A 15,291-nucleotide genomic window follows, 5' to 3' on the forward strand; every position below is an offset into this window, starting at 1 on the left:
GCCAGACAAGGTGAAAAACAGTATAATCCTTTCCCTAAAAATTGAAATAGCCATAATGTGTAAAAACGAGGCAATATGTTAACACCAGCTACACAAAAATCGTCTGGCGATTGTTCAGATGTGACAACCAATCAAAACACCACAAATCCAACCAACGAAAAAATTAACTTGCTTAACTTCACTAGACAACAGTTAAGAGAGTTTTTTATTTCCTTAGGGGAAAAACCATTTAGAGCTGATCAAGTGATGAAATGGATCTATCATTTTGGGATAGATGATTTTGATCTGATGACCGACATCAACAAAAAGCTCCGTGAACAACTAAAAAAATTAGCTGAAATTAAAGCACCTAAAATTGCTCTTGAACAGCGATCATCGGATGGTACCATTAAATGGGCGTTAGATGTGGGTAATAATCAGATGATTGAATCGGTTTATATCCCTGAACGTGATCGAGCAACTTTGTGCGTATCATCACAAGTGGGCTGTGCGCTTGAATGTAAATTCTGTTCAACTGCTCAGCAAGGTTTTAATCGCAATTTAACCGTTTCTGAAATTATTGGCCAGGTTTGGCGAGCATCAAATGCGATTGGTGTTACAGGTAAATTAGCCGATCGGCCTATCACGAATGTTGTTATGATGGGTATGGGAGAGCCTTTACTTAATTTATCTAATGTTGCACCAGCAATGGAAATCATGTTAGATGATTTTGGTTATGGTTTATCAAAAAGACGGGTCACACTTTCAACCTCTGGCGTAGTACCGGCATTAGATAAATTGGCAGGAATGATTGATGTTGCTTTAGCTATTTCACTTCATGCACCAAATGATGAAATCCGAAGTGAAATTATGCCAATCAACCAAAAATATAATATGGCAATGCTACGTGATTCAATTTTACGTTATCTATCAACATCAAATGCTAATCACGGTAAGGTGACAATTGAATATGTTTTACTCAATCAAATCAATGATAGTGTTGAACATGCGCATGAACTGGCAAAATTCTTAAAAAATGTGCCTAGTAAGATCAATTTAATTCCATGGAATCCATTCCCTGGAGCACCTTATTCTCGTTGTTCAAATACCCGAATTGATCGCTTTATGAAAACATTAATGGGTTATGGATTTACGGTTATTGTTCGTAAAACACGCGGTGATGATATTGATGCGGCTTGTGGGCAACTTGCTGGAGAAGTGGTTGATCGTACTAAACGCACACTGTATAAGAAACAAAACCTTATTCAACAATAAAAAGGAGTTGTGGATGAAAGGCGTATTAATTGCATTAATTAGTATGTTAATACTAGCTGGCTGTCAAACAAATGCTCGTGAAGAATTTGATCCTGAAGCAGCGGCACTCGCTAGAATGCGATTGGGGTTAGGCTACTTAGCTAAAGCCAATGAATCCGAGGATAATGTTAAAGCTGCACATTATAATCTAAAATTAGCCGCTCAGTATTCACCCAATAATCCACAAGTGATGCTGGCAATGGCAATGTTTGATCAGCATGTTGGTGAATATAATGAAGCAGAAATGATCTACAAACGTATTACATTAATGCAACCTGGTAATGGCTTATTTCATGTCCATTATGGCTCCTTTTTATGTGGCAGGAATCGTTATCAAGAAGCCAAAGAACAATTTAGCAAAAGCCTAGAATTTGATCGACACCGCTGGAAAGCCGATACCTACGAGCAATATGGTTATTGTGCGATTCAAAATGGAGATACAAAAACGGCAGATCTTATGTTCAAACAACTTTTTGAATATGATTCAAACCGCCGAAATAATGTAATAAAAACAGCAGAATTTTATAAAAACAAAGGCGATAAAAAGATAGCTAACTATCTATTTTTAATATCAAAAAAATAAATTATAAAAATTAAAATAAAAATCATTAGAAGCAAGAGTAAATATCATGAGTTTTGGGGCTATTTTATTATTAGCATTAGCCATGTCGACTGATGCATTTGCGGTAGCGGTTTGTCGTGGCGTTTCGCTTAAATCAACACCCTTTTTCGGTGCATTAAAAGTAGGCGTTTTATTTGGCTTTATCGAAGCTATTACCCCTATACTAGGCTGGTTTATTGGCTATATTGCACTTCAATATATTGAAAACTGGGATCATTGGATCATTTTTGCCGTCATGCTTTTGTTAGGTCTTAATATGATTTATCATAGTTTTAAAGAAGAAAACGATGAAAATGACGACCAAAAACCCCTCTCCTCAAAATCATTTCTAATATTAGTCCTTACGGCTATTTCAACTAGTATTGATGCTTTTGCAATTGGTGTTGGATTAGCCCTTGCTAGTGTCAATATCTACTTCGCATCAACAATGATCGGGTTAGCGACTTGTATTATGGTTACCCTTGGGTTATTGCTAGGTAAAAAAATTGGTTGTTTAATTGGGAAAAAAGCATCATTTATTGGCGGTATAGTTCTTATCATCATTGGTTCAATAACACTTTACCAGCACTTAACAAGTTAATTTTGAATATTTTATATAATCAATCGCTAGGTATAAAAAAACCACTCACATAACGGAGTGGTTTTTATTAGGAGAAACAGCAGAATTACATCATTCCGCCCATTCCACCCATGCCGCCCATACCTGCAGCAGCACCTAAATCAGCTTTATCATCTTTAGGTAGATCAGTAACCATACATTCAGTTGTGATCATAAGACCAGCAACAGATGCAGCATATTGTAATGCGCTACGAGTTACTTTAGTTGGATCTAAGATACCCATTGCGATCATATCGCCGTACTCTTCAGTTGAAGCATTGTAACCATAGTTACCTTTACCACCTTTAACTGCGTTAACAACAACTGATGCTTCTTCACCACAGTTAGTCACGATTTGACGTAATGGCGCTTCCATTGCACGAAGGGCAACTTTAATACCAACGTTTTGATCTTCGTTTGCACCTTTAAGGTCTAAAATTGCAGATGCAGCACGAACTAACGCAACACCACCACCGGCAACCACACCTTCTTCAACTGCTGCACGAGTTGCATGTAATGCATCTTCAACACGTGCTTTTTTCTCTTTCATTTCAACTTCAGTTGCTGCACCAACTTTAATCACAGCAACACCACCAGCTAATTTAGCTACACGTTCTTGAAGTTTTTCTTTATCGTAATCAGAAGTTGATTCTTCGATTTGTTTACGAATTTGTTCAACACGTGCACTGATTAAAGACTCTTCACCAACACCATCAATGATAGTGGTATTGTCTTTATTGATAACAACACGTTTAGCTTGACCTAGATCTTCTAAAGTTGCTTTTTCAAGCTCTAAACCAATTTCTTCTGAAATTACAGTACCGGCTGTTAAAATAGCGATATCTTGTAACATTGCTTTACGACGGTCACCAAAGCCAGGTGCTTTAACTGCGGCAACTTTAACAATACCACGCATAGTGTTCACAACTAAAGTTGCTAATGCTTCGCCTTCAACATCTTCAGCAATGATTAATAGTGATTTACCTGCTTTAGCAACTGCTTCTAATACTGGTAATAATTCACGGATGTTAGAGATTTTTTTATCCGCTAATAAAATATATGGGCTATCTAATTCAACAGTAGCTGTTTCTGGTTTATTGATGAAATATGGTGATAAATAACCACGATCAAATTGCATACCTTCAACAACATCAAGCTCGTCTTGTAAACCAGTACCATCTTCAACAGTGATAACACCTTCTTTACCCACTTTTTCCATTGCTTGAGCAATTAAAGTACCAACAGTTTCATCTGAGTTAGCAGAGATTGTACCTACTTGAGCAATCGCTTTAGAATCAGCACATGGTGAAGATAATTTTTTAAGCTCTTCAACTGCTGCAACAACTGCTTTATCGATACCACGTTTTAAATCCATTGGATTCATGCCCGCAGCAACCGCTTTTAAACCTTCATTAACAATAGCTTGAGCAAGTACTGTTGCGGTAGTTGTACCGTCACCAGCAGCATCGTTTGCTTTTGAAGCCACTTCTTTAACCATTTGTGCACCCATGTTTTCGAATTTATCTTCTAATTCGATTTCACGAGCAACTGACACACCATCTTTAGTAATAGTTGGTGCACCGAATGATTTATCTAATACTACGTTACGTCCTTTTGGACCTAAAGTGACTTTAACTGCATCAGCTAATACATTGACGCCTTTAAGCATTTTAACGCGAGCGTCATTACCAAATTTTACATCTTTAGCTGCCATTTTGTATTTCTCCTAAATTCTGTCTATAAATTAAATTATTTGCCAATTACGCTTGAACAATGGCTAAAATATCGCTTTCAGATAAGATAAGCACTTCTTCGTTATCAATTTTTTCTGTTTTAACGCCATATCCTTCATTGAAAATAACGATATCACCAACTTTTACATCGAGTGGTTGAATTTGACCATTTTCTAAAATGCGACCATTACCAACAGCTAAAACTTCACCACGTGTTGATTTACCCGCAGCTGAGCCTGTTAAAACAATACCGCCAGCTGATTTTGACTCTACTTCTTTGCGTTTAATGATCACACGATCATGCAATGGACGAATTTTCATTAGTTATCTCCTAGCACTAATATAAATTAAATAATTATTAACAATAAATCATAAAATTATGATCTATATAATATAGTGAACATTAAATGGGGGTTGTTTTAAATTCTTCAAGAGAATAACATTAAAAAATTTTTTAATTGATTAATTATTAGTCATCTTTACGCTCAAATTCACCCTCAATTACATCATTAAGTTGCGCATTGTTGCTAGAAGAAAATGATCGAACTTTGAAAGGAAATTTTTTAACAATAAAGCGAACAATATAATCTTGAACGCGTGGAATTAACAAAATCCCGCCAAGCATATCGGTTAAAAAACCAGGAATTAGCAATAAAAAACCCGCAAAGAGTAAGGACACACTCTTAATAATTTCATCTTTAGGGCTTTGATTATTAGCGATTTTTTGTTGCATAATACTTAGGTTATTTAAACCCTGCTTTTTAATTAAAGAAAACCCAATAATCGAAGTGGCAATAATGCCAATTAAAGCAAGAAAAACACCTATTGAATCAGCAACTTTTATAAAAAAGCTGAGTTCCAAATAAGCATAAATAAAAAAAACAATAAATCCAAAGACTCGCATATAAAATTCCTCTAAGTATAGAGTGATATTATGTCATAATAAGTTACTAATATAGTAATAACTAGTTAAATTTCAACCAAACGACATATATTTTTCAAAATATCTTACAAAAGGGATTGACTGATAATCGCGAATCGTGTTTAATACACCTCCATTGTTGCCCGGATAGCTCAGTCGGTAGAGCAGGGGATTGAAAATCCCCGTGTCCGTGGTTCGATTCCGCGTCCGGGCACCAATTACGAAAAAGGAACACCAGCGAAAGCTGGTTTTTTTGTGTCTGAAATTCCGCTAAATAAATATATTATCTATCTTTTTTAAGCATTTCCGTTGTATTACCAATGACAATTATGATGCTTGGAAATTCACTTTAAAAAATAAACTAAAATAAGATTAATCCACTAGTTCTAATTAGCAGTCATATCAGTTAAATTATTATAGATAAAATAAAAAGTATCAATAAACTTAAGCAGCAATTGAAACAAAAACGATAATAGCAACATATAGAATAACTTATTTATGGTATATGGCTAATAATGGCGTTTATAGATTTTTGCGGTATTCGCCTGTATTATTATACTCAAAATAAGTCAATTAGGTTGTTCGTCAAAATCATGAACTAGCTCGGCTAGCAAGTTAAAAAATTGCGGATTGGCATTATGGCGCCTAAACGATTCAATTAAAAAAATTAGTTCATTTTGATAAAAATTATCAAAATTTATATTGTAAAGATAATTGTTAGATTTTATCTGATTTCGATAACATCACCAAACAGGATAAAAATGAATAAACAACAATTGGCCGCTAAGATTTGGGAATCTGCCAACCAGATGCGTTCTAAAATTGAGGCGAATGAATATAAAGATTACATTCTTGGTTTTATTTTCTATAAATATTTAAGTGATCAGTTAGTACAATTTGTTTCCAAAGAAGGCATGACACCAGACGATATCAAATTGCTTACTGAAACAGATACAGACACGGTAAAGTTCGTGCAAGATAACTTAGGTTACTTTATTGCCTATGATAATTTATTTTCCACTTGGATAGATCCCAAATATCCATTCGATGAATCTAATGTACGTGATGCACTATCAGCATTTAGCCGTTTAATTTCACCAACCTATAAAAAGCTCTTTGAGGGAATTTTTACCACTTTAGAAACCGGTTTAAGTAAGCTCGGTGAAAGTGCAGGTAAACGTACCAAAGCTATCAGTGATTTACTTCAATTAATCAAAAGTATTCCAATGAATGCTAATCAAGGATACGATGTATTGGGTTACATTTACGAATATTTGATTGAAAAATTTGCGGCGAATGCGGGTAAAAAAGCTGGTGAATTTTATACACCGCATGAAGTTTCAGTACTGATGTCAAACATCATCGCTCATGAATTAAAACATAAAAATACTATTAAAATTTACGACCCAACATCGGGGTCAGGTTCTCTGTTAATTAATATCGGTGAGGCGTTCCAGAAATACGGCAAAAATAAAGACAGTATTACCTATTATGCTCAAGAATTAAAAGCGAACACTTATAATCTTACTCGTATGAACTTAATTATGCGGGGTATTAAAGCCAGCAACATTAAAACCCGTAATGCCGACACATTGGAAGAAGATTGGCCTTATGTTGACGACAGTGACCCACAAGGTTCATATGACCCTTTGCATGTTGATGCAGTAGTATCAAATCCACCTTACTCCCAAAGCTGGGATCCAAGTTTTAAAGAGAGCGATCCTCGTTATTCTCGTTTTGGGCTCGCCCCCAAAACCAAAGCCGATTTTGCGTTTTTGTTGCATGATCTATACCATTTAAAACCCGATGGCATTATGACAATTGTTCTTCCTCATGGTGTTTTATTTAGAGGGGGTGAAGAGGGCGAGATTCGTAAGCAACTTATTGAACAGAATCATATTGATACGATCATCGGTTTGCCGGCAAATATCTTTTTTGGTACCGGTATTCCGACGGTAATTTTAGTACTTAAACAAAAACGTCAAAATACTGACGTATTGGTAATTGATGCCTCGAAACATTTTATTAAAGAAGGAAAAAATAACAAACTGCAAATTAGTGATATCAAACGTATTACAGATGCGGTGATTAATCGTGAAAGTATCGATAAGTTCTCACAACTTGTTAGCAAGGATACTATACGTGCTAACGACTTTAACCTTAATATTCCTCGCTATGTGGACTCTTCAGAAGCGACACCAAACTGGGATTTACATGCCACTATGCTGGGCGGTATACCTAACAGTGAAATTGCTGAATTACAGCACTATTGGCAAACTTTTCCAGCGCTGCGTAACAAACTGTTTGCTGCTAAATCAGCGGCTTATAGTGAGCTAGCTATCGATAAAAAAGACGTCAATGTCACTATTGTGCAGCATCCACAAGTGTTGGCATTTATTGACGCCTATAATCAAGCCTTTAACGGTTTTGATACATACTTACAAACGCAATTAATTGAAAATTGGCAGAGTGTTAAACGTAATCAGTGTGAATCGGCGTTAAGTGCTGAATTATTTAACCGTTTAGCGTCAAATAATCTAATCGACAAATATCAAGCTTATCAGTTTTTAAGTGATCAATGGCAAATCATCAGCGCTGATTTAGAAATGATGCAAACAGAGGGGTTTTCCGCCACTAAACAAGTTGATCCCAATATGGTGATCAAGAAAAAAAACGGTCAAGACACTGACGTACAAGACGGTTGGAAAGGCCATATTTTACCGTTTGATTTAGTACAAAAGACTTGTTTGAATGATGCTTTACAGGCATTAGCTGAAAAGGAAACTCGCTTAGCTGAAATTGCGAGTTTGCTGGAAGCGATTCTAGAATCGCTCACCGAAGAAGAAAAAGAACAAGATACCATTAAAGAGAGCCAAGATGGTTTTGCCAACACCGAAGTTAGTAAAGCAGCCAAAAACTTCTTAAAAGAGCAAAAAGAGAGCAAAATCAAGTTTGCTGAAGAAAGTTATGAGCACAAAATAATTCAAGCTAGTCGGCTGATTGATGAAGAAAAAACATTAAAGAAAACGGTTAAAGACGCCGCTATTGAGTTGCATCTAAAAACCAAAACGACTATTGAAAGTTTAACTGATGAACAGGTGAACAATCTACTATGCCTTAAATGGATTACCCCATTATGCAATGAACTTGCCACAATGCCAAACGTAGTAATTAACCAACTCACTAATCAAGTACAAGCGCTTGCCGATAAATATGCTGTGACCTATTCGCAAATAGCCAATGAAATTAAAACCACTGAGCAAGAGTTGGCACAGATGATAGGTGAACTCACTGGTAATGAGTTTGATATGCAGGGTCTTAATGAACTCGCGAAATTACTAAAAGGTGAATAGGATGAGTGCGGATAGAAAAGTGCCAGAGATTCGGTTTAAAGGGTTTCATAAAGAGTGGTTTGAAAATAAGCTAGGTGAATTAATAGATATTAGATCTGCTGCAAGAGTTCATAAAAAACAATGGACTGAAGCAGGAGTACCATTTTTTAGAACAAGCGATGTTATATCTATTTACAAGGGACAGAATAATAGTAAAGCCTATATACCTTATGAGGTTTATCAACAGCTATCTGAAAAAATCGGCAGAGTAACAAAAAATGATCTACTTATAACTGGTGGAGGTTCAATTGGTATCCCTTATCTAATTCGGAACGATAATCCTTTATATTTCAAGGATGCAGACTTACTATGGCTAAAGAACGATAAAAATTTCAATGGATACTTTCTATATACATTTTTCTTTAGCAAATGTTTCAAAAAACATATTAAAAGCATTTCTCATACAGGAACGATTGCGCACTACACAATTGAACAAGCTAAAGCAACACCAATAAATATATGTAACGAAGAAGAACAAGTCTCTATAAGCAACTACTTCCAAAAACTCGACACCCTTATCAACCAACACCAAAAAAAGCATGATAAGCTTTGCAATATTAAAAAAGCCATGCTGGAAAAAATGTTCCCCAAGCAAGGTAAAACGATTCCAGAAATCCGTTTTAAAGATTTTAGTGGACAATGGGAAGAAAAAGCTATTTACGAACTGTTTACTATCACTCGTGGAAATGTGTTGTCGGCAAATAAAACCAGTCCGATTCCAACTACTTCTATGTGCTACCCCGTATATTCATCACAAACAAAAAACAATGGATTGATGGGATTCTATGATAAATATTTATTTGAAACAGCAATTACATGGACAACAGATGGAGCAAATGCAGGAACAGTTAATTTTAGAGATAGTAAATTTTATAGTACGAATGTAAACGGTGTTCTTTTATCTAATAAAGGTTATGCTAATAAAGCTATTGCAGAAATATTAAACAAAGAAGCTTGGAGACATGTTTCACATGTTGGAAATCCTAAATTGATGAATAATGTTATGAGCACAATTAAAATAACAATTCCTAACTCGATTGCAGAACAAAACGCCATTAGCAATTATTTCCAAAAACTCGACAATTTGATCAACCAACACCAACAACAAATCACCAAACTCAATAATATCAAGCAAGCCTGCTTGAGCAAAATGTTTGTTTAAGGAGAAACAATGATAACCTTTAGAACTGAAGCCGAATTTGAGCAGGCCTTTATTGATGTCCTTACCCAAAAAGGGTGGGAATCGGAAATACTTAAAAACAAAACTGAGGCGCAATTGTTGCAAAACTGGGCAACTATCTTGTTTGAAAATAATCGCCAACAGGATCGGTTAAATGATGTGCCCTTAACCAATACCGAAATGCAGCAAATCATTGAGCAAATCAAAGAGCTTAAAACACCGATCAAACTAAATGGCTTAATTAACGGTAAAACTATTGCCATCAAGCGAGATAACCCATTAGATACCTTGCATTTCGGTAAAGAGGTCAGCTTAAAAATTTACGATCGCCAAGAAATTGCCGCCGGTCAAAGCCGTTACCAAATTGTACAACAACCCAAATTTGAACGTGGTAGCCCTTTGCGTAATGACCGTCGTGGTGATGTTATGCTACTCATTAATGGAATGCCGGTGATTCATGTAGAGCTAAAGCGCAGTGGTATTCCGGTTAGCCAAGCTATTAACCAAATTGAAAAGTACAGCAAAGAGGGAATATTTAGCGGGCTGTTTTCGCTTATCCAAGTATTTGTGGCGATGGAACCAGAGGAAACGAAATACTTTGCCAATCCGGGGATAGAGGGCAATTTTAACCCTGATTATCAATTTCACTGGGCTGATTTTAATAATGAGCCGATGAATCATTGGAAAGATATTGCTTCGACCTTGTTGTCTATTCCTATGGCACACCAATTGATTGGCTTTTACACTGTTGCTGACGATACTGATGGCATCCTTAAAGTGATGCGTAGTTATCAGTATTATGCTGCCAATGCAATATCGGACAAAGTTGCCAAAACCAATTGGCAACAACTTAGTAATACTGCAAATAATTCAGATCGCCTCGGTGGTTATGTATGGCATACTACTGGCTCAGGTAAAACCATGACCAGTTTTAAATCGGCGCAGTTAATTGCTCAATCCAAAGATGCCGATAAAGTAATTTTTTTAATGGATCGTGTTGAACTCGGTACACAATCCCTTGCAGAGTACCGCAATTTTGCCAATGATGGTGAAGACGTTCAAGCTACGGAAGATACCCATACGCTCATTACCAAATTAAAAAGTAGTAATCCAGCCGATACTTTAATTGTTACTTCTATTCAAAAAATGAGTAATATTTTTGAAGCGGTTAACGATGAAGGGACAGCTACTAACTCTGCCGATATTGAAAAAATTCGTACCAATCGCTTAGTGTTCATTATCGATGAGGCACATCGATCAACGATGAGTGGCGGTAATGAAGATAAAGAAGGCATGTTGGTGCGAATAAAAAGAACTTTCCCTAAGGCACTCTTTTTTGGTTTTACTGGCACACCGATTCATGAGGAAAATCAGATTAATCTCAATACGACCGCTGATGTGTTTGGTAACGAACTACATCGTTACAGTATCGCCGATGGTATACGCGATGGCAACGTACTGGGTTTTGATCCCTATAAAGTTTCTACGTTTAGAGATATTGATTTGAGGGAAAAGGTAGCACTTGAGCAAGCTAAAGCTAACACCATTATAGAGGCCATGAACGATCCCGTAAAGAAAGAAAAATTTAATTATTTTATGAATGATGTGCCTATGGCTGGCTATAAAGATGCTATGGGTAAATATCACAAAGGCATTGAAGACTATATACCGAAAAGCCAATATTTATCCGATGCGCATCAAGAAAAGGTTATCAGTGATATCTTAGATAAATGGGAAATACTCAGTCAAGGCAATAAGTTTCATGCTATTTTAGCTACAAGCAGTATCGCCGAAGCCATTGATTATTATCGACGATTAAAAGCAGCCAAACCGGAACTGAAAGTGTCCGCCTTATTTGATCCACATATTGATAACAGTGGTGATGAAAATCGAGGCCCAACCTTTAAAGGTGATGGTTTAGAAGAAATAATGGCCGATTATAACGCACGTTACAGTCAGAATTTTGATTTTGCCCGCCATGCTGCTTTCAAAAAAGATTTAGCGGATCGTCTTGCTCATAAAAAACAATACAAACATATACATACTGAGCCTGCAAAACAGTTAGATTTATTGATTGTAGTAGACCAGATGCTTACCGGTTTCGATTCTAAATGGCTCAATACGTTATATTTAGATAAGGTGATTAAATATCAACATATCATTCAAGCGTTCTCACGTACTAATCGCCTGTTTGGTCCTGATAAACCTCATGGCATTATTCGTTATTACCGCTACCCACACACCATGGAGCGGCACATCAACGATGCGGTAAAACTCTACTCTGGTGATAAGCCGATTGGTCTATTTGTTGATAAGTTGGCAAGCAACCTTGAAGCTATGAATGAATTTGTCGCAGATATGCGTGAGCTGTTTATTAACGCAGGTATTGATAATTTTGAAAAACTGCCAGAAGATATTGATGCTTGTGCTAAATTTGCAAAACTATTTAATACGTTTAATCAACACTTAGAAGCAGCAAAAATACAAGGATTTAATTGGAAACAGTCGATCTACTCCTTTACTGAAAAGGATAAACCGTATGAGGTAACATTAGCTATAGACGAACAAACTTACTTGAGTCTCATTTTACGTTACAGAGAGTTGGTTGCAAAAGGCGAAAGCATTGGTGCGAGAGGTGGGGATGTCCCTTTTGATGTCAGTGGTTATTTAACGGAAATCGATACCGGTAAAATCGATGCCAACTATATGAATAGTCGATTTGATAAATATTTGAAAGAGCTGAATCAAAATTCAATCAATATTGAAAACACCTTAAATGAGCTGCATAAGTCATTTGCTTCACTTTCTCAAAGTGAGCAAAAGTACGCTAAACTTTTTTTACATGATTTACAACGTGGTGATGCGCGGTTAATAGATGGTCACACTTTTAGAGATTATATCAATATTTACAAAGATAACGCTGAAAATGCGCAAGTGAATATGGTGGTTGATGCGTTTGGTTTAGATAAAAGACTACTTTTAAAGTTAATGAGCGATAGAGTGAATGAGAATAATCTCAATGATTTTGGTCGATTCGATGCCTTAAAAGAAACGGTCGATAAAGCAAAGGCGAAAGCCTATTTTGAAAAACAAGACGGCATCACAATATCATTGTTTAAGCTCAATATTCGCATTGAACAGTTTTTGAAACAATTTATTTTTTCACGAACAGATGATCTTTAAGATGACGTTGTTTGCAGGGATTTTTTCAAATTAAATTTTTTAAATAAGTTTTAATCTAACCATTACGACAAACTTTGGTTTTTTCGATTCAACTCATAACGTTTTGTAACGTTATACAACAGATTATAGAGTTTTTTTCTCTATTGATATGAATAAGTTGAATTTAATGGGACCGATATAGATGGTTGTTATAAGCTTAAAAATATCATCCATTATATTAAGGAGCAATAAATGGCTATTCCCGATTATCAAACGCTTATGCTACCACTTTTAGAATGGTTATCCGATGGAAAAGCGCATACAACAAGGCAAACGTATGATCATTTGATTCAACTATTCAACTTAACACCTGATGAAGCAAATCAATTACTCCCTAATGGCAATCAAGCGATTATTGAAAATAGAATCGGTTGGGCTAAAACCTATTTGAAAAAAGCAGGATTAATTGATAACGCTAAACGAGGTATTTGGCAAATAAGTGAATTGGGATTAAAGTTTTTACAAAGCAAGCCTACGCGATTAACAAATGAAGAGTTAATGCACATACCAGAATTTGTATCATTTAAACAATCATCGTCTGCCACTCCAACGCAAACAAAGCCAATTAACGTTGAATCAGAAAACACACCGACAGAACTTATGGATTCATCCTATCAAGAAATTCGAGGCTCACTTGTCACTGATCTACTGAGTTCAATTAAAACGTGTTCACCTGCATTTTTTGAACGGTTAGTCTTGGACGTCATGCTTGCTTTAGGTTATGGTGGCTCTCGCCGTGATGCAGGGGAGGCAACTCGCATAGCAAAAGATGGTGGAATTGATGGGATCATCCGAGAAGATAAGCTTGGACTTGATATGATTTATTTACAGGCTAAAAAGTGGGAAGGTACTGTCGGCCGACCTGAAATACAAAAATTTGCTGGCGCCCTACAGGGTGTAAAAGCTAGAAAAGGCGTGTTTATTACAACTTCCAATTTTAGCAATGAAGCAATTGATTACGTAACACATTTAGAGTCTAAAATTATTTTAATTAATGGTAGTCAGTTAGCAGAGTTAATGATTGATCACAATGTTGGGGTTTCAACAAAGCAGACTTATGAAGTAAAGCAAATTGATAGTGATTACTTTGAGGAGGTTTAGTAAAAGGTATTTCCTATATGAGTTTAATGTCATCATAAATCGATACTTTATTAACGCAAAATGAAAAATAATGCGGAATTAGTAACCGTTGCTCCGATAAATTTTTCCAGCATTTATCCAATACAACGATTATTAAATATAGAAAAGGGAAATAATATGGAATCTGCTCGTGATAAATTGACAAGACAAATTGTTGAAGCTGAGGATTTATGGAAGCTAAATGTTGTTGACCCTAAAGGTTATGAATGTTGGGGGTGCGGTATTGATATGGCACCCCGTTCATGGCGTAAAGAAAATAAATTGCGTCCAAATTTCTCTAAATATCCAAATCAATCTCATGCTGAAAATTGTGATGCAGACGCAGAAGAGAAAATTATTAATCAAGGGATAGGAAAAAAACAGAGTATCAAAGATAAATTAGAAAACACTCCTGGATTATCGCCTTCAGGATTAGTTCTGATTGAAAAAAGAGAGCATGTGGGGGATTCAGTAAATCCAAATAGCAAAAAGACATCCTCATCAGTTAATACAAATAGTAAAAACCAAGATCTAAATCATGATCTTAATAAAAAATCCAGGCGGGCTGCTAATACTATTCGTCCAATATGTCGGGCTTTTGTCAACTTTCCTTACGATCGTAATATGTCTTTAAATGTTCCCGAAGTTTCTGGTTATAATTATATGACAATTTTCAAAAAAATTGAAAATAATGCGATTAAAAAATATCACGAAAAGAAAATTTTTTATTCTCCATTGCAATGGAATAAAATCATACATAATGATGAGTTATTGATTATACCGTTGACTGCTGGAATTTGGACTGACAATAAACCAGAACGTACTTATAAAATTCACATCGATTGGTCTACATGGTCTAAAGCTAAAAAAACAATGTTATTGAATGAACTCGAAGCCGCTCAAGACGAGGCAAAGCAGGCTAAAAAAGAAAATAAGAAAGATAAAGCTTGGGTCTTTTTTATCGGCGAACAAGATGAAGATAACGATGATATTTTTTATCTAAAAGATCAAAGGCTGATTTGTTCTATTGTTGGTCATATCCTTTACCCTCGACTAACATAGTTAGATGAGTTCTATCTTAATCGTAAAAAAATTCATTTTTAAAGGAATAAGGCATTACAAGGATCGATTGAACAAAATTTTGATAACCAAAATGCTATTCATCATTTTTTAAAACAACATCATTTATCTGAGAATGTTTCTCTTGATT

General features: G+C 35.7%; 11 protein-coding genes and 1 tRNA gene. 9 read left to right on the forward strand and 3 right to left on the reverse strand.

Annotated features, from left to right (window positions below; all coding sequences use genetic code 11):
• Positions 1-75 precede the first annotated feature (75 nt).
• Genes J3U23_RS08550 through J3U23_RS08560 form a run of 3 tightly spaced genes read left to right on the forward strand, consistent with a single transcriptional unit; the run spans position 76 to position 2,495 of the window.
• Positions 76-1,254 (forward strand): bifunctional tRNA (adenosine(37)-C2)-methyltransferase TrmG/ribosomal RNA large subunit methyltransferase RlmN, encoded by a 1,179-nt coding sequence (locus J3U23_RS08550; protein ID WP_081303311.1) that lies wholly within the window; start codon positions 76-78, stop codon positions 1,252-1,254.
• 13 nt (positions 1,255-1,267) lie between these two features.
• Positions 1,268-1,876, forward strand: a complete 609-nt coding sequence (locus J3U23_RS08555) for a hypothetical protein (RefSeq protein ID WP_220225435.1) — start codon at positions 1,268-1,270, stop codon at positions 1,874-1,876.
• A gap of 46 nt (positions 1,877-1,922) precedes the next feature.
• On the forward strand, positions 1,923-2,495 hold the full coding sequence (locus tag J3U23_RS08560; protein WP_267339017.1) for a manganese efflux pump MntP family protein: 573 nt from the start codon (positions 1,923-1,925) through the stop codon (positions 2,493-2,495).
• An 85-nt stretch (positions 2,496-2,580) separates the two neighbouring features.
• Here the strand turns inward: J3U23_RS08560 and groL are convergent, their stop codons facing one another.
• The 3 genes from groL to J3U23_RS08575 all read right to left on the reverse strand — a co-directional run bounded on the left by groL (position 2,581) and on the right by J3U23_RS08575 (position 5,150).
• Positions 2,581-4,227 (reverse strand): chaperonin GroEL, encoded by a 1,647-nt coding sequence (gene groL, locus J3U23_RS08565; RefSeq protein WP_065562751.1) that lies wholly within the window; start codon positions 4,225-4,227, stop codon positions 2,581-2,583.
• Between the two features lie 46 nt (positions 4,228-4,273).
• Positions 4,274-4,567, reverse strand: a complete 294-nt coding sequence (locus J3U23_RS08570; RefSeq protein WP_220225436.1) for a co-chaperone GroES — start codon at positions 4,565-4,567, stop codon at positions 4,274-4,276.
• A gap of 148 nt (positions 4,568-4,715) precedes the next feature.
• Complete coding sequence (locus J3U23_RS08575) at positions 4,716-5,150, reverse strand: FxsA family protein (protein WP_065562752.1); 435 nt, start codon at positions 5,148-5,150, stop codon at positions 4,716-4,718.
• Between the two features lie 159 nt (positions 5,151-5,309).
• Between J3U23_RS08575 and J3U23_RS08580 the strand changes: the two genes are divergently transcribed.
• From J3U23_RS08580 to J3U23_RS08605, 6 genes are all read left to right on the forward strand, one after another.
• Positions 5,310-5,385, forward strand: a tRNA-Phe gene (locus J3U23_RS08580).
• 544 nt (positions 5,386-5,929) lie between these two features.
• On the forward strand, positions 5,930-8,521 hold the full coding sequence (locus J3U23_RS08585) for a type I restriction-modification system subunit M (RefSeq protein ID WP_267337213.1): 2,592 nt from the start codon (positions 5,930-5,932) through the stop codon (positions 8,519-8,521).
• A 1-nt stretch (position 8,522) separates the two neighbouring features.
• Positions 8,523-9,722, forward strand: a complete 1,200-nt coding sequence (locus tag J3U23_RS08590; RefSeq protein WP_267339018.1) for a restriction endonuclease subunit S — start codon at positions 8,523-8,525, stop codon at positions 9,720-9,722.
• A 9-nt stretch (positions 9,723-9,731) separates the two neighbouring features.
• Positions 9,732-12,923 carry a type I restriction endonuclease subunit R gene (locus J3U23_RS08595; RefSeq protein ID WP_267339019.1) on the forward strand — a complete coding sequence of 1,064 codons (3,192 nt, stop codon included), beginning with the start codon at positions 9,732-9,734 and terminating at the stop codon, positions 12,921-12,923.
• 231 nt (positions 12,924-13,154) lie between these two features.
• Positions 13,155-14,063 carry a restriction endonuclease gene (locus tag J3U23_RS08600; RefSeq protein WP_267339020.1) on the forward strand — a complete coding sequence of 303 codons (909 nt, stop codon included), beginning with the start codon at positions 13,155-13,157 and terminating at the stop codon, positions 14,061-14,063.
• A gap of 156 nt (positions 14,064-14,219) precedes the next feature.
• Positions 14,220-15,143: a hypothetical protein gene (locus J3U23_RS08605; RefSeq protein ID WP_267339021.1), complete on the forward strand. Its 924-nt coding sequence runs from the start codon at positions 14,220-14,222 to the stop codon at positions 15,141-15,143.
• Positions 15,144-15,291 lie beyond the last annotated feature (148 nt).

The sequence above is a fragment of the Gilliamella sp. B3367 genome (assembly GCF_026536825.1).
In the GTDB taxonomy this organism is placed as follows: Bacteria; Pseudomonadota; Gammaproteobacteria; order Enterobacterales; family Orbaceae; genus Gilliamella; species Gilliamella apicola_E.